34 protein-coding genes are annotated in these 23,172 nt (G+C 63.2%); 24 read left to right on the forward strand and 10 right to left on the reverse strand.

The window, feature by feature from the left end:
• The 9 genes from FHP91_RS13565 to FHP91_RS13605 form a co-directional block, all read right to left on the reverse strand.
• Positions 1-423: hypothetical protein (locus FHP91_RS13565; RefSeq protein ID WP_144310110.1), on the reverse strand; the 423-nt coding region annotated here is incomplete at its 3' end.
• A 180-nt stretch (positions 424-603) separates the two neighbouring features.
• Positions 604-1,035, reverse strand: coding sequence for a hypothetical protein (locus tag FHP91_RS13570; protein WP_144310111.1), 432 nt, complete (start codon positions 1,033-1,035; stop codon positions 604-606).
• A gap of 8 nt (positions 1,036-1,043) precedes the next feature.
• Positions 1,044-1,304, reverse strand: a complete 261-nt coding sequence (locus FHP91_RS13575) for a hypothetical protein (protein WP_144310112.1) — start codon at positions 1,302-1,304, stop codon at positions 1,044-1,046.
• A 48-nt stretch (positions 1,305-1,352) separates the two neighbouring features.
• Complete coding sequence (locus FHP91_RS13580; protein WP_144310113.1) at positions 1,353-1,601, reverse strand: hypothetical protein; 249 nt, start codon at positions 1,599-1,601, stop codon at positions 1,353-1,355.
• A gap of 232 nt (positions 1,602-1,833) precedes the next feature.
• On the reverse strand, positions 1,834-2,067 hold the full coding sequence (locus FHP91_RS13585; RefSeq protein WP_144310114.1) for a hypothetical protein: 234 nt from the start codon (positions 2,065-2,067) through the stop codon (positions 1,834-1,836).
• Between the two features lie 3 nt (positions 2,068-2,070).
• Positions 2,071-2,412, reverse strand: a complete 342-nt coding sequence (locus tag FHP91_RS13590; RefSeq protein ID WP_144310115.1) for a hypothetical protein — start codon at positions 2,410-2,412, stop codon at positions 2,071-2,073.
• Between the two features lie 2 nt (positions 2,413-2,414).
• The gene (locus tag FHP91_RS13595; RefSeq protein WP_144310116.1) at positions 2,415-2,618 is read right to left on the reverse strand and encodes a hypothetical protein; all 204 of its coding nucleotides are present in this window, start codon (positions 2,616-2,618) and stop codon (positions 2,415-2,417) included.
• A gap of 97 nt (positions 2,619-2,715) precedes the next feature.
• A complete protein-coding gene (locus FHP91_RS13600; protein WP_144310117.1) occupies positions 2,716-3,006 on the reverse strand; it encodes a hypothetical protein in 291 nt (96 codons plus the stop codon).
• Positions 3,003-3,221: a hypothetical protein gene (locus tag FHP91_RS13605; RefSeq protein ID WP_144310118.1), complete on the reverse strand. Its 219-nt coding sequence runs from the start codon at positions 3,219-3,221 to the stop codon at positions 3,003-3,005. The genes FHP91_RS13600 and FHP91_RS13605 overlap by 4 nt, the downstream gene beginning before the upstream one ends.
• A gap of 166 nt (positions 3,222-3,387) precedes the next feature.
• Here FHP91_RS13605 and FHP91_RS13610 point away from each other — a divergent pair, with 166 nt between their 5' ends.
• Together FHP91_RS13610 and FHP91_RS21165 are read left to right on the forward strand one after the other, a co-directional pair.
• Positions 3,388-3,711, forward strand: a complete 324-nt coding sequence (locus tag FHP91_RS13610) for a hypothetical protein (RefSeq protein WP_144310119.1) — start codon at positions 3,388-3,390, stop codon at positions 3,709-3,711.
• Positions 3,712-3,815: 104 nt separating this feature from the next.
• Positions 3,816-4,049, forward strand: a complete 234-nt coding sequence (locus FHP91_RS21165) for a hypothetical protein (protein ID WP_186301558.1) — start codon at positions 3,816-3,818, stop codon at positions 4,047-4,049.
• A 95-nt stretch (positions 4,050-4,144) separates the two neighbouring features.
• Here the strand turns inward: FHP91_RS21165 and FHP91_RS13615 are convergent, their stop codons facing one another.
• Positions 4,145-4,684: a hypothetical protein gene (locus FHP91_RS13615; protein ID WP_144310120.1), complete on the reverse strand. Its 540-nt coding sequence runs from the start codon at positions 4,682-4,684 to the stop codon at positions 4,145-4,147.
• Between the two features lie 63 nt (positions 4,685-4,747).
• Between FHP91_RS13615 and FHP91_RS13620 the strand changes: the two genes are divergently transcribed.
• From FHP91_RS13620 to FHP91_RS13725, 22 genes are all read left to right on the forward strand, one after another.
• Complete coding sequence (locus FHP91_RS13620; RefSeq protein WP_144310121.1) at positions 4,748-4,978, forward strand: hypothetical protein; 231 nt, start codon at positions 4,748-4,750, stop codon at positions 4,976-4,978.
• A 187-nt stretch (positions 4,979-5,165) separates the two neighbouring features.
• Complete coding sequence (locus FHP91_RS13625; protein ID WP_144310122.1) at positions 5,166-5,525, forward strand: phage regulatory CII family protein; 360 nt, start codon at positions 5,166-5,168, stop codon at positions 5,523-5,525.
• 165 nt (positions 5,526-5,690) lie between these two features.
• Entirely contained in the window at positions 5,691-5,876 is a 186-nt protein-coding gene (locus tag FHP91_RS13630; protein WP_144310123.1) for a hypothetical protein, read from the forward strand.
• Positions 5,877-6,037: 161 nt separating this feature from the next.
• Positions 6,038-8,536 (forward strand): DUF5906 domain-containing protein, encoded by a 2,499-nt coding sequence (locus FHP91_RS13635; RefSeq protein WP_144310124.1) that lies wholly within the window; start codon positions 6,038-6,040, stop codon positions 8,534-8,536.
• Positions 8,537-8,829: 293 nt separating this feature from the next.
• Complete coding sequence (locus FHP91_RS13640; RefSeq protein WP_144310125.1) at positions 8,830-9,132, forward strand: hypothetical protein; 303 nt, start codon at positions 8,830-8,832, stop codon at positions 9,130-9,132.
• 2 nt (positions 9,133-9,134) lie between these two features.
• Positions 9,135-9,365 carry a hypothetical protein gene (locus FHP91_RS13645; RefSeq protein ID WP_144310126.1) on the forward strand — a complete coding sequence of 77 codons (231 nt, stop codon included), beginning with the start codon at positions 9,135-9,137 and terminating at the stop codon, positions 9,363-9,365.
• Positions 9,358-10,203: a hypothetical protein gene (locus tag FHP91_RS13650; RefSeq protein WP_144310127.1), complete on the forward strand. Its 846-nt coding sequence runs from the start codon at positions 9,358-9,360 to the stop codon at positions 10,201-10,203. Before FHP91_RS13645 ends, FHP91_RS13650 begins: the two co-directional genes overlap by 8 nt.
• The gene (locus FHP91_RS13655; protein WP_144310128.1) at positions 10,200-10,733 is read left to right on the forward strand and encodes a hypothetical protein; all 534 of its coding nucleotides are present in this window, start codon (positions 10,200-10,202) and stop codon (positions 10,731-10,733) included. Before FHP91_RS13650 ends, FHP91_RS13655 begins: the two co-directional genes overlap by 4 nt.
• Positions 10,733-10,948 carry a hypothetical protein gene (locus FHP91_RS13660; protein ID WP_144310129.1) on the forward strand — a complete coding sequence of 72 codons (216 nt, stop codon included), beginning with the start codon at positions 10,733-10,735 and terminating at the stop codon, positions 10,946-10,948. Before FHP91_RS13655 ends, FHP91_RS13660 begins: the two co-directional genes overlap by 1 nt.
• A gap of 1 nt (position 10,949) precedes the next feature.
• Positions 10,950-12,866, forward strand: a complete 1,917-nt coding sequence (locus tag FHP91_RS13665; RefSeq protein WP_144310130.1) for a phage terminase large subunit family protein — start codon at positions 10,950-10,952, stop codon at positions 12,864-12,866.
• Positions 12,867-13,151 (forward strand): hypothetical protein, encoded by a 285-nt coding sequence (locus FHP91_RS13670; RefSeq protein ID WP_144310131.1) that lies wholly within the window; start codon positions 12,867-12,869, stop codon positions 13,149-13,151. It begins immediately after the preceding gene.
• 80 nt (positions 13,152-13,231) lie between these two features.
• The gene (locus tag FHP91_RS13675; RefSeq protein ID WP_144310132.1) at positions 13,232-13,459 is read left to right on the forward strand and encodes a DUF6148 family protein; all 228 of its coding nucleotides are present in this window, start codon (positions 13,232-13,234) and stop codon (positions 13,457-13,459) included.
• A 2-nt stretch (positions 13,460-13,461) separates the two neighbouring features.
• Complete coding sequence (locus FHP91_RS13680; RefSeq protein WP_144310133.1) at positions 13,462-15,057, forward strand: phage portal protein; 1,596 nt, start codon at positions 13,462-13,464, stop codon at positions 15,055-15,057.
• Positions 15,047-16,177, forward strand: coding sequence for a glycoside hydrolase family 19 protein (locus FHP91_RS13685; protein WP_144310134.1), 1,131 nt, complete (start codon positions 15,047-15,049; stop codon positions 16,175-16,177). The genes FHP91_RS13680 and FHP91_RS13685 overlap by 11 nt, the downstream gene beginning before the upstream one ends.
• Positions 16,174-16,434 carry a hypothetical protein gene (locus tag FHP91_RS13690; protein ID WP_144310135.1) on the forward strand — a complete coding sequence of 87 codons (261 nt, stop codon included), beginning with the start codon at positions 16,174-16,176 and terminating at the stop codon, positions 16,432-16,434. The genes FHP91_RS13685 and FHP91_RS13690 overlap by 4 nt, the downstream gene beginning before the upstream one ends.
• Before the next feature lie 158 nt (positions 16,435-16,592).
• A complete protein-coding gene (locus FHP91_RS13695) occupies positions 16,593-17,006 on the forward strand; it encodes a phage tail fiber protein (protein WP_144310136.1) in 414 nt (137 codons plus the stop codon).
• Positions 17,007-17,016: 10 nt separating this feature from the next.
• Entirely contained in the window at positions 17,017-19,263 is a 2,247-nt protein-coding gene (locus FHP91_RS13700) for a sialate O-acetylesterase (RefSeq protein WP_144310137.1), read from the forward strand.
• A 1-nt stretch (position 19,264) separates the two neighbouring features.
• Positions 19,265-20,041 carry a hypothetical protein gene (locus tag FHP91_RS13705; RefSeq protein WP_144310138.1) on the forward strand — a complete coding sequence of 259 codons (777 nt, stop codon included), beginning with the start codon at positions 19,265-19,267 and terminating at the stop codon, positions 20,039-20,041.
• Positions 20,038-20,355, forward strand: coding sequence for a phage fiber-tail adaptor protein (locus FHP91_RS13710; protein WP_144310139.1), 318 nt, complete (start codon positions 20,038-20,040; stop codon positions 20,353-20,355). The genes FHP91_RS13705 and FHP91_RS13710 overlap by 4 nt, the downstream gene beginning before the upstream one ends.
• A gap of 79 nt (positions 20,356-20,434) precedes the next feature.
• On the forward strand, positions 20,435-21,835 hold the full coding sequence (locus tag FHP91_RS13715) for a S49 family peptidase (RefSeq protein ID WP_222105213.1): 1,401 nt from the start codon (positions 20,435-20,437) through the stop codon (positions 21,833-21,835).
• A 1-nt stretch (position 21,836) separates the two neighbouring features.
• Positions 21,837-22,199: a DUF2190 family protein gene (locus tag FHP91_RS13720; protein ID WP_144310140.1), complete on the forward strand. Its 363-nt coding sequence runs from the start codon at positions 21,837-21,839 to the stop codon at positions 22,197-22,199.
• Positions 22,200-22,227: 28 nt separating this feature from the next.
• On the forward strand, positions 22,228-23,172 hold the full coding sequence (locus FHP91_RS13725; protein ID WP_144310141.1) for a phage capsid protein: 945 nt from the start codon (positions 22,228-22,230) through the stop codon (positions 23,170-23,172).

The following is a 23,172-nucleotide window of genomic DNA, read 5'->3' on the forward strand; positions in this document are numbered from 1 at the left end:
CCCGTGCGTCGCCCTAGCTTCTCCGATCAGCGCCTGAAGTTCCGTTATTACACACAGCAAATCGCGCCGCGTTGGTTTCTTAGTGATGTGCACTTCTAACTCCACATTGCAGCGCGACGGCTTCGCCGCGCCTGAATTCAGCCGTTCATCATACGTAAGTAGACAATAATCCAGCGCATCTTTATCATATTCACACCACATATCATCACCAGGTCTTGTTCCACTGGCGTACTTTCCAAACGCGATAGATAATTGATATGCGGTTGGGGGATGTTTGCTGGTTTTGATCATCCACACCTGATCATGCTTGTCATACCCATCAAATGCTTCATTGGTAAGCCCAAGTTCATGAAGAATAACAAGCCGGTCATGGCGCGACCCGCTTACAGTTTTCGCCTCTTGTTGTTTCGTGGTTTCGTTCATCTCCAATGTCTCCAGTGTTCCAGCCTCGCGGGCCGCATACCTAATCGTTATGCACCTTTCACCACCGCAGAGAAAGGAGCGTATTCGTACAGGGTCGCCCATAGCCACATCAAGACACCACCGGCAGCCAGCACTGCTACCCGATGTTTCCACGTATTATGGACGCCACCGATGTTGTATTCACCCATCCACATGAAAACAGCGCCCGCCCATGACAGCGAGATGATTGAAAGAACAATTGCTGCTGTTATAAATCCAATCCATTCCATAAGTCACCTCGGAGCATAACCAGGGCATCAAAAGGATGCCGGATAGGTCGCGGTTTAATTCAAATTCAGTGCTGGCACCTCTTATGCCAGCGTAAGGCGCTCCCCAATACTGGCGCATCATGCTTTCCAATTTGTTTAGCGCATCTTCCATGTTGTCGCCCTCTACTAAAAACCGCCCTGGTGGTAGTTGCCACCCTGGCATCATGGCAACCAGCTTGCCATCCTCCCATTGGGTGTGTATCCGCATAGGCATCAGCACCACATGCTCCACAATTCCGCTCCGTTTCATGCGTTCCCGTTCTAACTCTTTAATCGAGCGGATCCGCTGAAGCGGTCCGCTCATTGCTGGCGTCACGCCGCCCGCGCCTTATCGATCGGTCCGGCGTGCTCTTTGATGTATCCCTTGCCAGCCATGAAATTGCCGTACGCCTTGGCGGTGAGCAGCCAGATGGCGAGGCCGATTTGTGGGCCGGTTTCGATGATGTTGCCGTCGCTGTCGATGACTGCGAGCGCAGCCGGTTTTCCGTCGCGGGTGGTGGCGGTGAGGCCGCCGTGGGCGGTGGCGGTTAGCGTGGCGTGTTGCAGTTCGGGGGGTGGCGTTGCGGTGATCATAGGGACGTTATCCGACAAAAAGTGTTTGTTAATTAGAGTTGGGCGGCTTCATTCCAGCGAATCAACCCATGCCCGTAGCTCGTCTTTGCCATTGCACTTCTTTGTCCGCTTGCTGGCCAGCTGAAGTTTGCCGGCAATAAAAAGCAGCGCCAGGCAGCCGGTTGCAAAAGTCCACCATGCGCTATCGCGGCTCACATAAATGCACAAAAGCAAGAACCCGAAAGTGACGGCATCTTTCGCCCAGCTTTCAAAAACGGTTTCGGTCTTGTCGAGCACAATAAATTTTGGTTCGCTCATTTCTTTTCCTTTCCGGGCGTCAGCCGCCCAACAATTCAGTCAACGCGGACCTTCGCGCTACGCGCTCGGCCCGTTACTGCCAGCGTTCAAAACCCACCCTTAAGGCCTTACGCCTCGCAGCGCAGGGCGGTGCCTGTTGTCTGCTTGGTGCCGCGTCCGCCAGCAGCTCGGCGGGGGTTTCCCGGGCCACTTACCCCTGACCCGCCCGCGCGGCGCGGGATGTTCGGGGGCGTTATTGGTGCGGGGCGATGCCTTTGGCGTTGCGCTCGATACGGCTGACAATGGCGGCGCTGCTGGCGGTGTTCTGGCTGGCCTCGGCGCTGGCAAGCTTGCGGCGCAGGCGGTGGATGTAGCCGTCGCGCTGGTGCAGTTCTTCTGCGGCGCGCAGGGCAACGGTGTGCCGGTCGCGCTCGGCGGCTTTCAGGCGGCGATTCAAAAAGATGAGTTTCAGTTTTGCGAGGCTCATGGCTTACTCCGTGACGCGGTAGATGTTTGATCGGGTGCCGCCGATGTTGTCTTGGCGGATGGCGCGGATGCGATCGTGTTTGACGAGGCGCAGCACGGCGTGGCGCACTTCCCCCGGGGTGAGGTCGACGGCGTTGATGATCCGCCGCTGTGTTTCGGCGCCACCTCGGATGGCTTGAACAACGATGTCGTCGTGCTTTTTGCGGTGTTTTGCGGTGGGCGACTTGAGCGCGTGCCGCGCCACGGCGCTCACCTGGCGCTGGACGCGCTCTTGCTCTGCGGCGATGTAGTCGCGCATGCGCTGGAGTTGCAGCGGCATGGGCAGGGGTAGGGCGGTGTGTGTCATGGTCAGTCGATCGAAACGTTGATGGTGGCCGGTGCGCGGTTGACGATGCGCGCCGCGGTGTCGTCGTTGAGCATGAGCATGCGCAGCTCAAGCTCGGCCTGCGGTCGGGCGATGTGGCCGATGTGCAGCCGGCCGACGATGCGCTCGACGCGCTGGCGAATCGACCAGTTCATGCGCCGCTCGACGGGGTGAGGTGCGCGCATCATTCGGCGTCGTCTCCCAGGCGGTTGAACCCGACCACGCGGGCGAGAATCCACAAGGCGCCGGAGTAGATGCCGGCCAGCAGCAAAAACAAGGTGAGGCTCATAGGTAGGCCCTCGGGCGGATGGAAATGGTTTGACGGCAGGCGAAAGGCAGATCGCCATACGGCGACCAGGCCGCCTCGGTGCTGCCTGCCGGCATGGTGTCGGGAGCATCGAGCGCGCCGAGCTCGCCGGTAATGGCGGCAACCACGCCAATCGACACGCTGAACGGGTCGGCGTATTCGGGGCGGATGTCGGTCGGGCCCGTGACGAGCGTGCCGCCGACGCCCACCGGGGCGGCCAGACGGGCGCGGAACAGGCGCAGGGTTGCCGGTGATAGCGGGGCGTTCATGCCGCACCCCCGTTTTGCTCAACCCACACCCGGCCGCACTGCCGCGCCTCGCGCTGGTTGCGGGCGGCCTGCACCTTGCGGCGCAGCGCCAGCGAGGCGCGCAACACCGGGCTGCTGGCCACCGCGTCGGCGCTGATGCCGAGCGCGGGGTAGGCGCTGGCGTTGTAATCCAATGCCAACGGCGTGAAATCGGTTATTGTTGATGCGGGTGCCATGGTGGTGTCCTCGGTCTTGTAGCGATTCGCTGGACTCAAAGGTAGCAATTCGCTACCGGCGCGTCAAGCCTTTTTTGCGAGGATAAAAATGGAATGCGTTAAGTGTGGGTATGTGCGCCAGCCCTGCGATTCGGCGCCAGACTATGAGTGCCCGTCGTGTGGGGTGGTGTATGCCAAGGCGATTGCGGCGCGCTCGGCGATCGCCGAGCCTGGCGAACAGGTGGCGCCAAAGCCGCCGTTAAAAGGCGCTGATCTTTGGGAGTGCGTGGATTGCGCTGGGCTTGTGAGCCACAAGGCGGTGGCGTGCCCGCATTGCGGTCGGCCGTTCGGCAGGGGGGTTCACCCCGTGTCGGTGGTCGACGTTGGCATGCCGTTTGTCAGCATGGTGGTGTTTTTGATCAAGTGGGCGCTGGCTGCGATACCGGCGGCCTTGATCATTGGTGTACTGTATGGCGCTGTGCTGATGTTGGTCGGGTCTGTCTTTCGTTAGGGCGTGCTTTTGATGTGCGGCCAATCTTGCTGATGCTGCTCTGGCAAGATATAAAGGCACTTGGTGTTGGCCGTTTGTAATAGGCGCAATCTACCGATCCGCCTATGACTATCAGACGAGCGCCCTACAACCTTCAGCAAACGCACTCGCGCCGCACCGCCGACGCGCTCCGAGATCTGGCGAGGATGGCAGACGATGGGAAGGTTATAGGGGTTGCTGTTGGTGTGGTGATGGCCGACGGCGCACACAACGCGTTGCTGGCGGGGGTGTGCGAAAAAAACAGGGCGCTTGCCTATTTGCTGGCGGGCAAGCTTGGGAAGACTATATTGGAGGAATAGCGGGCCGCATTTGCAGTGCGGTCGGCCGCTTGAGGGATCCGGCCCTTTAAGAGCCGACCAGGTGTGTCGTTAAACCGTGAGTACGAAGCCGGGGATTATGCCCCGGTATTTTTTTTTGTGCTCGTGCTCGCGGTCACGCTTTTGGCATCAATGCTGAAAAACGCACCAGAGTCGCCGCTGGCGTTGGCTTGTTGCTGCGCGATCAGTGCGTCGGCGATCTTGTTTTGCGCGGAGACCGTGTTGGTGGCCAGCGTGATCGGGTCGATGCCGGCCTGTTTTGCCATCGCAATCACAGCCTCTTGGAGCACTTTGGCGCAAGCCAGCGCGGGTGCTCTGGTGTGATATGCCGCCCCCGGCTCGTTTGCCTGTGTCGCCGCCGCGTTGGCTGGTGGGGCGCTATAGCCGTGCTGTGAGTCCATCCAGCCGGCCGGCTTGTTGCAGGCCTTCTCAAGTCGCCGTGCCATTGCCGATCCGACGGCGCGCGGCTTCTTGTCCTTTTTGCCCATCCAGCCGCTCTGAATCTGGCTCAGATATTTTGGGTTCGCGTCAGCCTTCTCGGCGAGCGCGTCAATAGACCCGCCGGCCTCCTCGAGCAGCGTTTGCAGGTTGGCCCTGCGGATGGCGTCAATGTCCATAGCGCGAAGGGTAGCGACTAGCTACCGCGCTTTGAACTAGCGACTCGCTGATTTGTTGCAAAGATGGTAGCGATTCGCTACTATCGCCGCATGAACCTGTCAGACCTCTATAAATCGGAAGGCATTGCGGCGCTTGGCCGCCTCGCAGATGCGACTCAATCGAGTCGTAAATATCTGTATCAGTGCGCCACGACAAGCCGCCGCCCGAGCCCCGATCTGGCCGTAAAACTAATTGCGGCCGATCCGCGCCTGACGCTCGACGATCTCTACGCGGCATCAAAGCAGGCCGTGTGATGTTGTCGTGTTCAACCATTCTTCAGTCTCCTCGTGTCGCCCTTGTGGGCGGCTTTGTGCCGGGCCGGCCTCGCTGGCCCGGCATTCTTTTTGCCATGGGGACAGCTTCTTTTTTTTCGCCAAAACAGAACAGGAAAGTGCCGGAAATTGTTTTTCCGGCACTTTCCGATAGCGAGGGGAAACGTTGATGAATCAGATGTCTATTGATTTTGAGCCTGGGCTGGCCGAGCGGTACGACCGGGCCATGGATTGTGTGCGGGCGTCGGTGTATTCAAATGACAAGCCGCTCAAGGCGATCGCGTCCGACATGGACATCAGTCAGTCGGAGCTATCGCGCAAGCTGGCCGAGAACCCCAACGATACGCGGCACTTCTCGGTCGATGACCTCGAGCGCTATATGGACGCCACCGGCGACACCCGGCCCGTTCAGTACCTGGCCGAGAAGTACCTGGCCGACAAGTCAATGCGCCAGCAGGCCGCGCTTCACGAACTGGCCAAGCGCCTGCCCGATCTCGTCGCGCTGATGAAGAGCGCGGGGGTGAAGTGATGTACAGCAGACTCGACCTATCAATCATGGCGTCGACCGCGCTGATTGCCCGTGACAACCACGACGCTCGCTTTGTCCGTCTTGTTTATCGTCTGTCGCAAAGGACCGGACTTTCAACATTGGAGTGTGTCCTGCGCATTGAGGCGATGGCCGAGGGGCGTGACCATGGCTGACGTAATCGACCAAGCCAACGACCGCGCCGCCCGCGACCTGCTGCTCGCTCAACAGCAGCGCCGACCCGAAGGCCCGCAAGCCTGCGGCACCTGCCACAACTGTGGTGAGCCCGTGGCCTCCAGGCTGCGCTGGTGCGACGCGCAGTGCCGCGACGATTGGGAGCGCGACCATGTTTAACCCCGCCCCCCTTGGCTTTGGCATCGCGGTAGCCTGCGATTCAGTTCAATCCTTCAATGCACCGACTGAATCCAGTCGCGGGTCCTCCCGCAACACCCCCCTCGAGGGTAATTCGAACCCCGCGAAACGTGTAGTTAGTGGCGGCTGGAGTTACTGAAGGCATGGCGATCAATTACGATTCCGTGCTGAATCAGCTGCGCGGCCACGGCCTACTTGTTGATGCGTTTGAGGCGGACGGAAAAACCCATCGCTGCAAGATAGAAGGCTCGCGCGACAAGCCGGGATGGTATCTGCTGCGCGAGATCACGCTCGAGCGGGGCGACAAGGCAATCGTCGGTGCGTTCGGCGTTTGGCGCGGGACGGACAACGGATCGACCAAGGTCGACATGAAGTTGCCCGACCTGACGCCAGAGCAGAAAAAGGCGATCCGCGACCAGATGCGCGCCGACCAGAAGCGGGTCGAGGCGCAGCGGGCAGGGGAAGCTGCCCGTGCATCCAAGCGCGCCCGGGCGATGTGGTCAAAGCTTTCAGACCACGGCGAATGTGACTACCTGCCGCGCAAGGGTGTTGCTGGCCATGGCGTTCGCTACACGCCGACCGGTGCAATGGCTGTACCGATGATGGACAACGCCGGCCAGGTTTGGGGGTTGCAGTTCATCCTCGGCGGAAAGTCGCACGCCAATCGGATCCAGCGCATCGGACGCGACAAGGAATATTGGCCAAAGGGCCACATCAAGCGCGGCCACTACCACCTTATCGGCCTGCCGATCTGGCTGTGCCTGGTGGCCGAAGGCTACGCCACCGCCGCCAGCCTGCATGAAGCCACCGGCCTGCCGGTGGCGGTGGCGTTCGACGCCGGCAACATCGGCCCGGTGGTCGAGCAGTTGCGCGACCGTTTCCGCAGCGTCAAGTTCATCGTGTGCGCGGATGACGACCAGTTTGGCGGATGCCAATTCCGCGACGCCGCCGGCAAGCGCTGCAACCACCCCATCGACCTGTCCGACAACTCGCCAACCTGCCCGAGTTGCGGCAACGAGCACAAGGTGGGTAACGCCGGCACCACCTCCGCCGCCACCGCCGCCATGGCCTGCGCCGATCGCGTGCAGTGGATCAAACCCAAGTTCGCCGACCCCGACGCCCGCCGCGCCGCCTTCTTCGACAACGGCGGCAAGCTTTCAGATTTCAACGACCTCCATGCAACAGACGGCCTCGCCGCGGTACGCGACCAAGTCGAAGCCGCGCTCCGTCAGTTCGGATGGGCGCCGCCGGCCCGCACGCCGCGGGCAATCGAAACCGAGGGGGGCGGGGATTCATCCGGCCGCCGCGGCGCCGTCTCCATGCTCGGGCTGGATGACATCGTTGATCGCTTCATTCACATCGACGACAACACCGGCGATTTTGTTTTCGACACCTGGACCAAGTGCGTCGTTAAGCGCACAAAGGTGGTCGCCATGCTGCCCCCGCGCATCCGGTGGGATCACGTCAAAGATCACCCCGTCTGGAACACACGGGCCGTCTATATCGACCAAATCGGATTCGACCCCGCCGGCGAAGACGCCAACATTCTCTGCAACCGCTGGGACGGCTGGCCCACCAAGCCAGCCGAAGGCAGTTGCGAGCGCCTGCTCGAGCTGCTTGGCTACCTGTGCAGCGCCGAGCAAAACGGCGCCGAGGTCTATGAGTGGGTGCTGCGCTGGCTCGCCTACCCCATCCAGCACCCGGGCGCCAAGCTGCACAGCGCCATCGTCGTGCACGGCCCGCAAGGCACCGGCAAAAGCCGCTTCTTTGAAAGCTACGCCCGCATCTACGGCGACTACTCGCTCGTGCTCAACCAGGGCGCCATCGAAGACAAGTTCAACGCCGACTGGACCGAGCGCAAGCTGTTCATCGTCGCTGATGAGATCGTCGCCCGCTCCGACATGTACCACCTCAAGAACCAACTCAAAGGGTTCATCACGGGCGAGTGGGTGCGGGTCAATCCAAAAAACGTGGCCGCGCACCGCGAGCGCAACCACATGAACCTCGTTTTTCTATCCAACGAAAAACAGCCCGTCGTGCTCGAAAACGACGACCGCCGCCACCTCGTCATCTGGACCCCGCCCGCGCTCAGCCGCGACTACTTCGACGAGATCGACGCCGAGATCAACGCCGGCGGCATCGCCGCGCTGCACTCCTACCTGTTGCAGATCCCGCTCGGCGACTTCAAACCCTGGACGCGCCCACCCATGACGCGCTCAAAGCAGCAGCTCATCGACATCAACCGCGAATCCGTCGATCGCTTCCTGTCCGACTGGCAATCTGGCGACATCGACGGCCTGCCGTTCTGCCCCTGCGGCTCGTCCGACCTGTACGCCGCCTACCTCCAATGGTGCCGACGCGAGGGCGTCAAAGTCCCGCGCGAGTCAAACCAGTTCGGCGGGCACCTCGACAAGCTCCAAGGCTGGCAAAAAGGCCACCGCGACCGCTACACCACCTGCCACTACGACGGCGGCACCAAGCGCCAGCGCATGGTCATCCCGCCAGACGAAGCCATGCGCACACCCCCCTGGAACGCCAAAGGGCCAGACGGCTACGCCAAGCCGCTCAACAAATCACAAACCCAGTGGCTCACCGACAGCTATTTCGCCTTCAATGTCGCCGTAACAGGGGGCCAGCCATGACCACCGCACGGGCTACCGCACGGGCTACCGCACGGGCAAACGGCCCGCAACCCCGCATAGCGCACGGGGCGCACGGGCCGCACGGGCTACCCGCGCACGTACACGTATACACACACACGCATCCACACCACAAAAACACCTCTCCCGTGTACGTGAAACCTACCCGTGCGCCCCGTGCGCCCCGTGCGCTATGCGGCATGCAGGCGCAACAGGCGTGCGCTACCCCGTGCGCCCACGTGCGCTCGCCTTCGCGCGCGCCTTTTCTCACACACCCCATTCATGGAAAAAAAGTGATGGAAGAAAAAGCCCCCGCCTTCGAGCCGCTAAACATGGTCTGCGACGCCACCAACGCCCGCCAGTTCAACGCCGCGGTGCGTCAGCACCTCCCAGAGTTCCACGATCTCGCCAAAGCCTTCCACGCCCGCGGCCTCATCCCCGGTCTGCGCGGTGCCCGCATCACCGACATCGCCACCGCCAAAGCTGAGCGCGCCGCCACCGCCCAATACCGCGCCGTCCCCGTCGTCAGCAACGCCAGCGTCGCCGAAGGGCTCAAGCGCTGGTACGCCGACGCCAAGCGCGCAACAGGGGGGCGATGATCATGGAACTGAATCTCACCGCAGCCCACCTGGCGGGGTTTGTCTGCATGGTCTGGATCGGCGCCCACTTCATCGGCGGCGCCAGGCTTGTGAGGTGGTGCTTGTGGGCGGGCATGTGGCAACTTACGACCGTCGTCATGCCTGCACATGTCGACATACCCGCGTGCGTTGCCCTGTTCGCGCTTTGCGAATACGCATTCGCAAAACTCACAGGGGGTCGCCGCCATGGCTGAAATCATCAGCGTCACCGCCGACATCACCGCCGTCACAAAACACCTCAACCTAACCCAGCGCAGCGTCGGCATTGCCACCCAGCGCGCCATTCTCAAAACCGGCCACAAAGGATCGGCAGCAATCCGGGCTGAAATGTCGCGGGTATTCAAAAGCCCCACGCGATTCACCCTCAACTCATTCAAGGTTGTCAAAAGCAGAAAAGAGATCGCAGCCACAATCGAGCTCAAGGGGGTGCAGGGCATCCCGACCGATCGGCACGACTACCTAGACCCGCAGATACACGGCGGCCCCCGCCGCACCACGCCGTTCGAATACAAGATGCGCGCCATCGGCGCACTCCCTGCCGACCGCTTCATTGTGCCCGGCGCAGCCTGCCCGCTCGACGCCTACGGCAACATTCCGCGCGGCATGGTGCAGCAAGTGCTCTCGTACTTTGGTGCGGCCTCATACAAAGGCGTCGGCTTCGACGCCAACACCACCGACAAGTCGCGCAAAAAAATCGAGAAGAAACTCGGTAAACGCCTATTCGGGTTTGCCGGCGTGCGCGGGCAACTGCTCATCTATCGCGGCGGCGCCGACCGCGTTGCACGATCCCGCGCAGGCAAAGACGGCAGCGCCGTGCAATTCACCAGCCGGCTACCGCACCCCGGCATCTGGATACGCGCCGAGTTGTTCGGCGGCGACGCAATCCGCCCCCTGTTCATGTTCGTAAAGCAGCCGCGCTACAAAGCCCGCCTCGACTTCTACGGCGTTGCCCGCCGCACCGTCGAGCAGGAATTCCCCGGCGAGTTCAAGGCGGCCATCCAGATCGAACTCGACCGGATCGCAAACAAATGACCGAAACCTGCACCCGCAAAGAATTCGCCGCCCGTATGGGCTGGCGATCGGCCGGCCAGGTTAGCAACCTGATCCGCGACGGACTCATCAAACTCACCGACGACGGCAAGCTTGTGTGCGTGGCTGAATCCATCGCCGCCATCGAAGCCGCCCGCGACCCATCAAAACAAGGCGTCCGCGACCGCCACGCCGCAGCGCGCGGCGAAGGCGGGCAGGGCGCCGCGCCGGAAGATCGCGCCGACTACCACGCCGCCCGAGCCAAAAAAGAGCATTACGCCAGCCTCACCGCCGAAGCCGACTACCGCGCCCGCATCGGCCAACTCATGGAATCGGCCGACGTGCACGCCACCGTCGCCGATGCCATGGTCACCCTGCGCGGCGCGCTAGAAACCCTGCCCGACGTGCTCGCCCCGCAGGTGGCAGCCATGACCGACGAGCAAGCCTGCCGCACCACGATGGCAGATCACATCGAAACCGCGCTGGCTGAATGCGCCAGGCGGTTCGAAAAACTGAAAGGAGAGGGGTTGTGATGGCGTCTGATTACGCGGAAAGCGTTGAAAACATGAAGGCTTGCATGCTTAAAGGGACCGAGTCTGAGTGCGAGCAGGCTATAGGCTTGTTGCGTTGTTTGGCCCAAGATGCCGGCGCGCAAACGAAGACTGGTCGGCGCCTCGCCGACATGGCGAGAAAAGCAGAGCAAATCGGAGTAGAGCGTTTTGGTATCAACTTCGGCCTACCGTTCTGATATGACCACCCCCGCCACCACCCTCTACGCCACCGCCGCCCGCGCCATTGCGCCGCGCAAGCCGCTCACTGTTTCCGAGTGGGCCGACAAGCACCGCGTGCTATCGGCCAAGGGCAGCGCAGAGGCCGGGCGGTGGCGAACCGATCGAAACCCCCCGCTGCGCGAGCCGATGGACTGCATGAGCGCGCGCAGCCCGGTGCGCGAGGCCGCGCTAATGTTCCCGATCCAGTTCGGCAAGACAGAGGTCGAGGCCAACGCCCTTGGCTACACCATGTGCGAAGTCGGCGGCCCGATCATGGTCTGCCTGCCCGGCGAAGTGTCCATGAACAAGTGGGTCAATCAAAAGCTAGGCCCAATGCTCGAAACATCCCCCGCCGTGCGCGCCATGCTCAGCAGCACCAAAAGCCGCGACAGCGCGAACCAGCGAGAATTCAAGGATTTCGCCGGCGGCCAACTTTACCTCGAGCATGCCGGCAGCCCGTCGCGCCTAAAATCCACCAGCGTGCGCACTTTGCTGGTCGACGAAGAAGACGAGTTCGCCGCAAACCTCACCACCGGCGACGACCCCGGCGACCTGCTCGACGGACGCACCAGCGCGTTCCCAGCCACCAGTCGTCGCATGTACATCAGCACCCCGACCATCGAAGGCCACAGCCGCATCGCCGCCCGCTACGCCGCCAGCGACCGCCGCCGCTACCACATTGCCTGCCCCCACTGCGACCACGAGCAGCACCTCCAGTGGTCCGGCCTGCACTGGCGAAAGAACACCGCCGGCGAAGTTGCCGCCGCCTGGTACGTTTGCAACGATTGCGGAGCCCTTATCGACGAGCACCACAAAACCGACATGATCCGCCGAGGCCGCTGGGTGCCAGAAAACCCAGGCGCCCGCGTGCGCGGCTACCACATCAACTGCCTCTACTACCAGATCGGCCTCGGCCCGCGCTGGGCAGAACTCGCACAGAAGTGGCTTGACGCCCAGGGCGACCCCGCCAAGCTCAAAACCTTCATCAACGATCGCCTCGCCGAAACTTTCGACGACCCCGCCCTGCGCGCCGTCAAGCACAACCTCATCGCCGATCGCGCCGAGCCCTACCGCCTGCGCACCGCGCCGGCCGGCGTGCTCGTGCTAACCGCCGGGGTGGATACCCAAGACGACCGCCTCGAAGTGCAAATTGTTGGTTGGGGCCGCGGCATGCGCCGTTGGGTGCTCGACTACGCCGTACTCCCCGGCGACCCCGCCGGCGACGACGTATGGATTGCCCTCACCGAACTGCTCAACCGCCCCATACAGCACGAATCTGGCGCGCTGCTCAGCGTGCAAGCCACCTGCATCGACGCCGGCGGCCACCGCACCGAGCACGTCTACCACTGGGTGCGCCAACGCAAAGTGCGCCGCCCGACCGCCACCTTTGGCGCCAAGCACAACAACGCCCCTGTGCTCAGCAAAGGCACGCTCGTCGACGTCACCTGGCGCGGCCAAACCGACAAGCGCGGCCTGCGCATCCATCACGTCGGCACCGTTGGCATCAAACACCACTTCTACAGCCTGCTCAGCAAAGACGCCGACCTAGACACAATCGACCGTCAATGCCATTTCTCCGACGACCTGCCGCCCGAGTATTTCGCCGGCCTGGTCAGCGAACGCTACAACCCCAGCAAAAACCGATTCGACAAACCCCGCGGCGCCCGCAACGAGCCGCTCGACACCATCACCTACGCCTACGCCGCCACCCACCACCCCGAGCTGCGCCTGCACCGATACACCAACGCCGATTGGGACCGCCTCGAGCGCGCCCTAACGGCCGCGACGCAAAACACCACGCCGGACGCAACACCAACCACAGAGGCGCCACAAGAGCAGCCCGCCACCCAAATTCCAACCCGCCGCCGAGGACGCCGGGTCTATGGAGCGCGATAGATGAAAGACAGAGAGCAAGACTTTGTTTCCCGACTGGTGCAGATTGCCAGGCTCGTTACCCGAATGGACGACGACCAAGCCGCACTACTCGAAGACCAGATCAGGCAAGAGTACGGCGGCGACCGGCCCTATGTTGCCGCCACAAATCTAGAGGCCGCAGCGGCGAGAAACCGCGATATCGTGTCGCTTGTGCGCTCTGGTGCAATCACTGCCAGCGAGGCCGCGCGGCGGTTTAGCGTCAGTCGGGCGCATGTGTATCGGTTGCTGAGCGATTTCGGGCAATAACCGCCCTGTCACCTCTTCGCCTGAACATGAGACACGCCAATCTATAGCCTGCGGTGTGACACATCACACCCGGCGGGCGCATGGCAGGTATCACACTCGCACAGGCACAAGCGCAGCTTGACCTATACATCCAAGCCGAGGCGGACATCCTCACGCTTGGGCAAAGCACGCGCCTTGGCGACCGCCAGCGCGGCCGCGCCGATCTGGCCGAGGTGCGCGCCGGCATCAAAGAGTGGCGCACGACTGTCACCACCCTGAGCACTAACCGCCGTGGCCCGCGCCTGATGCGCGTCACGCCGATGGGCTAGCCATGTCGCGCCGCCCGCAAACCTTCGGTCTCGCGCAAGCCACGCAAGGCAACTGGCTCGACCGCGCCATTTCAAGCGTCTCGCCGCAGTGGGGCGCCAAGCGCATGCACGCACGCATGAGCATGTCGGTCGCTGGTAGCTATCACGGCGCAGACCGATCGCGTCGAGCCATGGCGGGGTGGGGCGCCCGCGTGCTCGACGCCGACGCCGCCACCATGCCGGGCCTCGACGCACTGCGCGCCGCGTCAAGTTCGCTGATCCAGAATTCGCCCATCGCCTCCGGCGCCATCGCCACCAATGTTCTCAACGTCGTCGGCACCGGCCTTGCGCTGAATAGCCGCATTCACGCCGCCGTGCTCGGCATGACCGACGATGCCGCAAAGGCGTGGCAGGACACCACCGAGCGAGAATTCAAGCTGTTTGCCGAGTCGCGCGACATTGACGCCGGCCGAAAACTCAACTTCTACCGCCTGCAATCGCTGGCCTTTCGCAGCACGCTTGAGGTTGGCGACACCCTCGTATTGACGCCGAGCATTGCCCGGCCTGGCCGCCCATATCGGCTGTGCGTGCAACTTGTCGAAGGGCATCGGGTATGCAACCCAGCCAACCAGCGCGACCGCGCCGGGCTTGTCGGTGGCGTTGAGATTGGCGCTTATGGCGAGGCCATCGCCTACCAAGTGGCCGCACGCCACCCCGGCAGTCGGTTCTATGGCGCCGCAAACACCTGGGCGCGAGTGCCTGCCACGTCGGCCAACGGCCGCCGCAATGCTTGGCTGATGGGCGACCCAAAGCGCATCGGGCAAACCCGCACGCCGCCGTGGCTGTCCGAGGTGATCGAGCCGCTCAAGCAGCTCGAACGATACACCGAGGCCGAGCTAATGGCCGCCGTCATCAGCGGCATGTTCACCGTGTTCATCAAGTCCGAACCCGGTACCGGCCCCGACGACATGCTGCCCGGCGCCGCATCAGCCGATGATGGCGGATGGAATGGCCAACTTGGCAACGGCACCGCTGTCGGCCTGGCCGAAGGCGAGAGCATTGAAACCGCCAACCCCGGCCGCCCGAATTCGCAGTTCGACCCGTTCGTACAGTCCATCATTCACCAGATCGGCGCGGTGTTGCAGATCCCGCACGAGGTGCTGATCAAGAAATACCAGAGCAGCTACAGCGCCAGCAAGGCGGCCATGCTCGACGCCTGGCGCTTTTTCCGCGAGCGCCGCGCGTGGCTGGTGGGCGAATTCTGCCAGCCCATCTTTGAGATGTGGTTAGACGAAGCCGTGGCCTCTGGCCGCATCTCGGCCCCCGGCTATTTCTCCGACCCGGTGCGCCGCATGGCCTATCGTGGCGCGGAATGGGTTGGCGACGGCATGGGCACCATCGACCCGCTTAAAGACGTCAACGCAGCCAAAGGCCGCATCGACATCGGCATCAGCACCGTCGCCGCCGAAAGCCTGCTGCACGATGGCCAGAGCTGGGAAGACAAGCACCGCCAACGCGTCAGAGAACACGCCGCCCGCAAAGAGGCCGGGCTGATCGTCGAAAAAGAACCCGCCCCCACCGCCCCGCAGCCCGTCGACGAGGCCGGCAATGGCGATTGACGCCACCACCCCGACCATCACCCCGGCGCTGCTGGTCGCCGCTGTCGGCTGCACGCGTTCTGCGGCTGACACCTACTGCGCGCCGCTGGCCGCCACCGCGCGCCGCTACGCCATCGACACCCCGGCCAGGCTCGCCGCCTTCCTGGCGCAGATCGGCCACGAGTCAGGCAGTTTTCGATACGCCAGCGAACTATGGGGGCCGACCGACGCCCAGCGCCGCTACGAAGGCCGCGCCGAGCTCGGCAACATAGAACCCGGCGACGGCTCGCGCTTCCGTGGTCGCGGGCTGATCCAGATCACCGGGCGGCACAACTACACCCAACTCGCCACCAGCCTCGGCATTGATTGCGTCGCACAGCCCGAACTGCTCGAAACGCCACGATTCGCCGCCCTGTGTGCCGGCTGGTACTGGCACACCCACAACCTCAACGCGCTCGCCGATGCAGGTCAGTTTGACACCATCACCCGCCGCATCAATGGCGGCACCAACGGCGCGGCCGACCGCAACGCCCGCCACGCTCGCGCACTTGCCGCGCTCAAGCAGCAACCCGCGCCAGTGGTCGAGGCCACCCCGACGCCTGTTACGGAGATCGAACCCATGCCCGCATTTGCCCTCGCCGCGCTGCCGGCGCTCATCCAGGCAGCACCCGACCTGATCCGCATTTTTGGCGGAAAGAAATCCGAGCAAAACGCCCAAGCCGCCGAGGTGGTCGCCAAGATCGCCATGGAAGCAACCAGCGAAAACACCGCAGAAGGCGCCGCCCGAGCCATCGCAGAAAACCCGCAAGACGCCGACGCGTTCCGCGCTGGGGTGCGAATGCAAATGGGAGACCTGCTCATGCTAATCGAGGCCGACGAAAAAAGCCGCACCGCCGCCATGGATCGCAACGCCCAACTCATGGCCACAGACCCGCGCTGGCTCTACATCATCGGCGGTATCGCCGTGCTGGTAGTTGTCGCAAGCTACATCCTAGCCGGCATCGTCATTACCGGCGAAGGCTTTTCGAACGAAGTCAAAGCCATGGTAATCACCGGCGTCGTGATTGGCTCGATCGGAACGGTGCTTGCCTTTTTGTTCGGCTCCAGCCACGGCAGCCGCGTCAAGGATTCGCGGCAGTGATTAAGGCCGAATGGCTCGACCATATCTCCATGGCCGCCGTCGTGGCAAACACCTCGCCGCTCGTGCAAGAGGTCGCCAAAGCCGCCGTCATCGGCGCGCTAAGCGCCGGCCTGGTGCTGTACATCTCAGACGCAAAACAAGAAAACGAGCTAAAGCACATCAGCACCGCGCTGCTAGAAATCAAACAGCGGCTGCAGCGCATGGAGCAAGACATCTACCGCCCCCGCTGGCAAGCCACCCCGGAGCAGCATAAATGACCCCGCTCTGGTGGTGCTCGTTGTGGATGGGCGCGTGCAGCACCGCGCAAGCCGGCCTGTTGCGGATGTGGCACCCGGTCATTCTGCGCACTCAGCGCAGCCCGTTTGTAAAACTCGCCGTCGAGACACGACGGCTGAAACCGTAAGGAGCCTCAACCATGGGCGCACTCACCAACTACGCCGAAGACGAAACCATCAAGCACATTTTCCGCACCGGCTCATTCACCAAGCCGTCCGGGTTGCATGTCGGCCTGTTCACCGCAGCCCCCGGCGAGGCAGGCGGCGGCACCGAGGTAACCGGCGGCAGCTACGCGCGCGTCGCTTCGGCACCGAGCGATGCGAATTGGGCCGCTACAGTCGGCGGCAACGGCACCACCAGCAACGCGGGCGCACTCACCTTTCCTGCGCCGTCGGCGAACTGGGGCAGCGTCACGCACTGGGGTATCTTCGACGCGGCCACCGGCGGCAATCTGCTCGTGTATGCCGCACTGACCACCCCGAAGACCATCAACAACGGCGACGCCGCACCGAGCTTTGGTGTGGGCGCGCTGACGTTCCAGATCGACAACTGAGCGCGCCGCAATGACATGGTCCGCACCAGTAATCGGCGCCCCTACTAACGGAGGTAGCGGCGGCGGTGATCTAACGCTGTTCGAGCCGGCCGGGTCGCAAGCCAATGACCTGCTGATTGCGGAAATCTCGCACCCTGGGCCGGGCGCGTTTACGGCGCCTGCCGGCTGGGCGCAACTCAATGGCGTGATCGGCGCCAATACTGCGCAGGCGTCACTCAGTTGGTGGTGGATCAAGCGAGGCGCCAGTGCGCCTGGGCTGCTATTTACTCGCACTGGCGGGTCAAGCGCAACAGGTCACGTCCTGCGCTACCGACCGTCGACGGGCGATTTTACGTTCTCAGACTCGGTTGCGGTTGCCAGCAACACCGTATCCACGACGCACACTCTGCCGACCGGTCTGACCACGCCAGTGGCCGGTGCGCTGGTGATCGGCGCGCACGCACTTGCCGCCGCGCGCGCCACAGTCTCGTTTGCGGCCACTGACCCATCCGGCGCATCTGGCGCGACTGACCTCGCGACCGACCCGACGGCCGGACAATGGATCGAGCGACTGGACTACCAACGATCGGCAGCACTGTCATACGCCATGGCAGAGGCCGATGCAATTCGCGCATCGGCCGGATCAACGGGCGATATGGTTGTCACGCTGAATATCAGTGCCGCCGCAGCACTTGGCATGGCGGTGTTTTACGAAGGATCTGGCGGTAGTGGCGACACCATCACGCTCGATGAGCAGCCTGTGCGCGTTTATGAGGGCTCCAGCGGAAGCTCGGTGGTTACAGTAGGCGGCTCGCATACTGGCGCGACGGATACGCTCGAAGTGCGGATCAGAGACGTGCTGTTGAATGTCATCGTCGACTGGCAAACGCTTCAGGCATCGTCCGCCGCGGGTGCGTTCTCGGGCCCGGTCACAGTGCCGAAGGGCGGACTCTACTTCGCTGACGTGCGTAAAGCGAATGACGTTACAACTACTGATTCTCAAGCTGTTCTGTGGGGCGTGGGCTATGTGATCGGCGGCTTCGGCCAGTCTCACATGGGCAACCTGATCACGCTGGGCACCGGCACGCCGGACAGCCGCGCCTTTATTCATAACGGCTCTGCGTGGGCGGCCATCCCGTCGACGGGAGAAGGTCAAAACGCGCTCGCGACGCAGCTTGTTGCGTATGCAGATGCCCCCGTTGCGCTGATCCTCACGGGGCTCGGCGGCACTGCGCTTGCGTCCTGGTGGTCGGCCGGAAAGACCACGAACTACACAGACTGGGAAGCAAAAGTCACTGCGGCCGGGCAAGGTCTATCTGGCTTCATCTGGTTCCAAGGCGACGCAGACGCTGTAGGGGCGACGGCTCGGGCAACGTACAAGTCCGGCATGGACGCGATGTTTGCGCAACTTCGTTCGGACTACGGCGCCTCACTACCCATCGCAATCGGTGTGCTCGGCGGCAAGTCTGGCGGCACTGATGCGCCGTGGGAGGCGATTCGAGACGCGCACATCGAGGCGACGACCGAGGCCAACAACTACGCGGCAATCACGCTTGACGCGGAGCACCAAGTTGATGGCCAGCACTTCACGGCAGCCGGCTCGGCAGTCATCGGACAGCGGATCGCAAGGGCGCTGGCGCATGGTCTGGGCGATGTTGCGACATCTGGCGGGCCAACGATCTCTGGCGCGTCACTTGTCAATACCACGACTGTTGATGTGACGCTGACAGCGGCGGGCGGTACAGACATCGCCCCGGCGACCGGTATTACGGGATTTCAGGTGCTCGACGACGGTACGCCCGTCACGATCAGCAGTGCAGTGCGTCAAGCCGCGTCCACCGTGCGGCTGGCGCTTGCGTCGCCCATTGCCGGCACGCCGACTGTGCGCTACGGCTATGGCGCGTTCCCGGACATGTCTGGTGCTGTGCTGGACAACTCCACGCTGCCGTTACCCATGCAATCGACGGATGCCGACGTAGCGGTGGCCGTTGTTGTGCGAGATGTTGTGTTGAGCATAATCGACCGGGTCGGCGGTGCGCCAGCGGCCAGCGTTACGGGATTGCGATGGGCGTTTTTCGATCAACCGCTGCCTGAAAACTTCACGACCCCGACCGCTGTCGGGACGGGGGCCAGCACGGACGGCAGCGGAAACATCACGCTGTCAGTTGTCGGCACGGCGCTGACAGATGGGCAGATCGGGTTCCTGGTCCTGTCTGACACAGACGGCACGCTGGCCGACTGCGCCAGCTTCGCGGCGCCCGTCCAGGTGAGCGGCTGACATGGCGGCCGTCTGGGGGTTGCACCGCAGTTCTGGCAGCGGCGTGCTGGCGTTGCAGCGCACGCCATTGTCGGCAGGAGGCGTCAGTCTCGCCGGCGCCGCTCTCTCCGTCGCCACCGCGGCCGGCGCCATCACAACAGGCATCAACCTAACCGGTGCGGCGGTAACTGCGAGCGTGGCCGGTGGCGCACTGACGACTGAAATACGCCTGGATGGTGCGGCGCTTGGCTCGGCTATGGCCTCGGCTGCGCTTTCAGCAGGCAGCGGGCTTGAGGGCGCTGCGGCGGCGGTGGCGTCGGCCTCTGGCAACGTCACGGTGGCCATCCGCCTCAACGGCGCGGCCGTTGCCGAGGCGCTGGCGATGGCCGGACTGACGACTGCGCCGCAAGGTTTGGCGGGGTCGGCGGCCGGTCAGGCTGGGGCGGCGGCGTCGCTGGATACTGCCATTGATCTAGTCGGCTCGGCATCAGCGCAAGCCGTTGGAGCAGGCGGCCTTGGCGTGCCAATCATTTTGGCTGGCGCTGGCGCCAGCGTTTCATCCGCGACCGGAGAGCTAACGATTGCTCTGGCGCTAGACGGAGCGTCCGCGTCAATCGCTGCTGCATCTGCGTCGCTTACCGCAAAAATCAGTTTGTCTGGCGATGCGCTTGCGCAAGCTGCGGCGGCGGGCTCGTTTGTTGCATCCGCGCCACGCGCGATGCCGCCTGCGCGGTTGCGGGTCGTGCCGTCGCCGTTGCGTCGGATTTCTGCAACCTCTAAACACTGGATGGCAGCATGAGCGCACCCGCGATTGTTTTTGATGCAGACGGCGCATATTGGGAAAAAGACCCCGGCGCGTCTCTGGATGTCGGCTTTGATTGGTCTGAGTGGTTGGCCTCAGCGCAAGCCACCGCGCTTGACTCAAGCGTTTGGGCCGCCGAGCCTGGCATCAGTATTTCTGCCCCGCAGGACGCGGACGGCGTAACCTCGGTGCTTGTGTCTGGCGGCACGATTGCCAGCGGAAAATATACCGACTACGAACTGACTAACACCATCGCCGCTGGTTCTCTGGTCGATGTTCGGCGTATGCGTGTGCGCGTCAAGAAAACATGATGCCCTGTCACATCTTCGCCTGAACATGAGACAGCACAACTGAAAAAATGGCACCCATCGCAAACCGCATGGGTTGCCCGTGACACAAAACGCCGTACCCTTCCCGCACCTGGCCGCGCGTATTTTCAATACGCCGCTGATGATCCACCCGCAAAAGCTGGATGCGATCATTGCCGGTCTCGGGCCGCGCCTGCTCGGGCTTGACGACGCGCCCGCGATGGCCGCAGCCGGCTTGGCCGCTGGCATGCAGTTGCCGGCCGACATGTTCAGCACGCGGCGCGGCGCCCGGTCAGAAGATCGCGGCTATCAGGTTGTTGATGGCGTGGCCGTGCTCAACGTCAATGGCGCGCTCGTGCATCGCAGCCGCATGACCGCCGATAGCAGCTTCCTGCTCGGTTACAACTCGTTGTCGATGGACGTCGAAGACGCCATGGCCAATGCCGACGTGCATGCCGTGCTGCTGTCGTTCGACTCCCCCGGTGGCGAAGTCAATGGCGCATTCGAGTGGGCCGAGCGCATGGCCGCACTGCGCGGCAAAAAACCGATGGTCGCCATTGCAGACAGCCTGGCCGCTTCGGCCGGCTATCTCGGCGCATGCGCGGCCGACTCGGTTGCCATTGCCAGCACCGGCTACGTCGGATCGATTGGCGTCGTCATGCGGCATGTCGACATGTCGCGCGCGCTGGCGAATAGCGGCGTCAGTGTGGAATACATCTATGCCGGCGCTCACAAGGTCGATGGCAATCCGCACGCGCCGCTGCCCGAAGCCGTCCGCGCCGACTACCAAGCCGAGATCAACAGCCTTTACGAGATGTTCGTCGATGCCGTGGCAGCCAATCGCCGCATGAGCACCGCCGCCGTGCGCGCCACCGAGGCCGCCGTGTATCGCGGTGCCGCCGCCGTCAAGGCCGGGCTGGCCGACCGCGTGGCAACCGCAGATCAAATCATTGCCGAGCTGGCCGCCAAGCGTCCGACTCGGGCCTATGGGCTTCCCGCCCGCAACGCTCTAAAGACAGGAGGCCAAGCTATGTCTGAGCAAATCAACGGCGTGGAGCTGACGGCGGAAACCGCCTTTGCACAAGCCGACCTTGACACCGCACGCGCCGAGGGTGAAGCCGCCGGCCGCGCTGCCGGTGCCGCAGCCGAGCGCGAACGCATTCAGTCGGTTGAGGCGCAGTGTGTGCCCGGCCACGAAAAGCTGATCGCGTCGCTGAAATTCGACGGCATCACCAGCGGCCCCGAGGCCGCCGTGCAAGTGCTCGCCGCCGAGCGCAAATTGCGCGCCGACGCCTACACCAACATGCACGCCGAGGCCCCCGCCCCGGTGCCGCACGCCGAAGCCCCCGACCACGCCGCCGCCCAGGTCATTGACCCGCGTGCGCTGGCCGCTGCTGCCGCCTCCCGCGTCGCCAGCGAAAAAGCCGCAGGCCGAAACATCACCGTGGCACAAGCCATGCAACTGCTGAAAAAGGAGGCCTGACATGGGCAACCCCGTACTGATCAAGGCGCTGGTGGCAGAGGCCGCCGTGTTGCCGTACCGCGTCGTCAAGTTTGGCTCCGCTGACGGTTACGCCGTCCAGGCTGCCGCCGCTACCGATACCAGCGTTGGACTGGCCGACAACCTCGGCCAAGCCGATGCGGGCGACACCGTCGACGTCATCGTCAACGGAGTAGGCGAGGCCGAAGCCGGCGCCGCCGTGACCCGAGGCGCACGCCTCACGTCCGACGCATCGGGCCGCGTGGTTGCCGCCGCGTCTGGCAACGCCGTCATCGGCGTGGCCATGGCATCCGCCACCGCCGCCGGCGACATCATCCCGGTCAACGTCGCACCGAGCATGTACTGATCGCCGAGCGCATAGGAGATAAACGCAAATGGCTACTCAATCCCCCATCCCGGTCAATCCGCAACTGACCGCCGTCGCGCTCGCGTATCGCAATCAGAACCTGATTCAGGATTTGGTGCTGCCGCGTGTCGATGCCCACGATGAATTTTTCTGGCACAAACACCAGAAGGACGCCGCATTCTCGGTGCCCGACACCAAGCTTGGCCGCAAGAGCGAAGCGAACGAAGTCGAATTCACCGCCACCCGCATGGACGATTCCACTCAGGATTATGGCCTGAAGGACAAGGTGCCGCTGTCGGACATGCGCAAAGCCGAAGGCACCAATATTGACCCGCTGGCCACCGCCACCGAAAACCTGACCCGGCTTGTAACGCTCGACCGCGAGCGCCGCGTGGCCGGCATGGTGTTCAACGCCGCCAACTACGCCACCGGTAACAAGGTCGTTCTGTCCGGCACCAGCCAATGGAGCGACTACAGCAACAGCAACCCGCTGAGCGCGATCCTGACAAAAATGGACGGCATGATCATGCGCCCCAACGCGCTGACCATCGGCCAGGCCGTCTGGACCATCCTGCGCCAGCACCCGAAAATCGTAGAGGCCGTCAAAGGCACCGGCGCCGGGTCCGACGCGCAAGGCATGATCAGCCGCGAACAGCTCGCCGCGTTGCTCGAAATCGACAACATCTATGTTGGCCAGGCGTTCATCAACGGCGCGAAAAAAGGCCAGGCCATGACGCTCTCCCGCACCTGGGGCAAGCACTGCGCGCTGATCTATCAAGAGCCGGTCAGCAGCACTGCCAACGCAACCACCTTCGGCTTCACGGCCCAGTCCGGCGACGGCCTGCGCGTGCGCAGCTGGTTTGACGAGAAAGTCGGGTCTGACGGTGCCGAGGTTGTGCAGGTGGTCGATACGGTGAAAGAAGTCATCACCGCAGACGACCTCGGCTACTTCTTCGAAAACGCGGTTGCGTAA

Source organism: Denitromonas halophila (genome assembly GCF_007625155.1).
GTDB classification, from domain to species: domain Bacteria; phylum Pseudomonadota; class Gammaproteobacteria; order Burkholderiales; family Rhodocyclaceae; genus Nitrogeniibacter; species Nitrogeniibacter halophilus.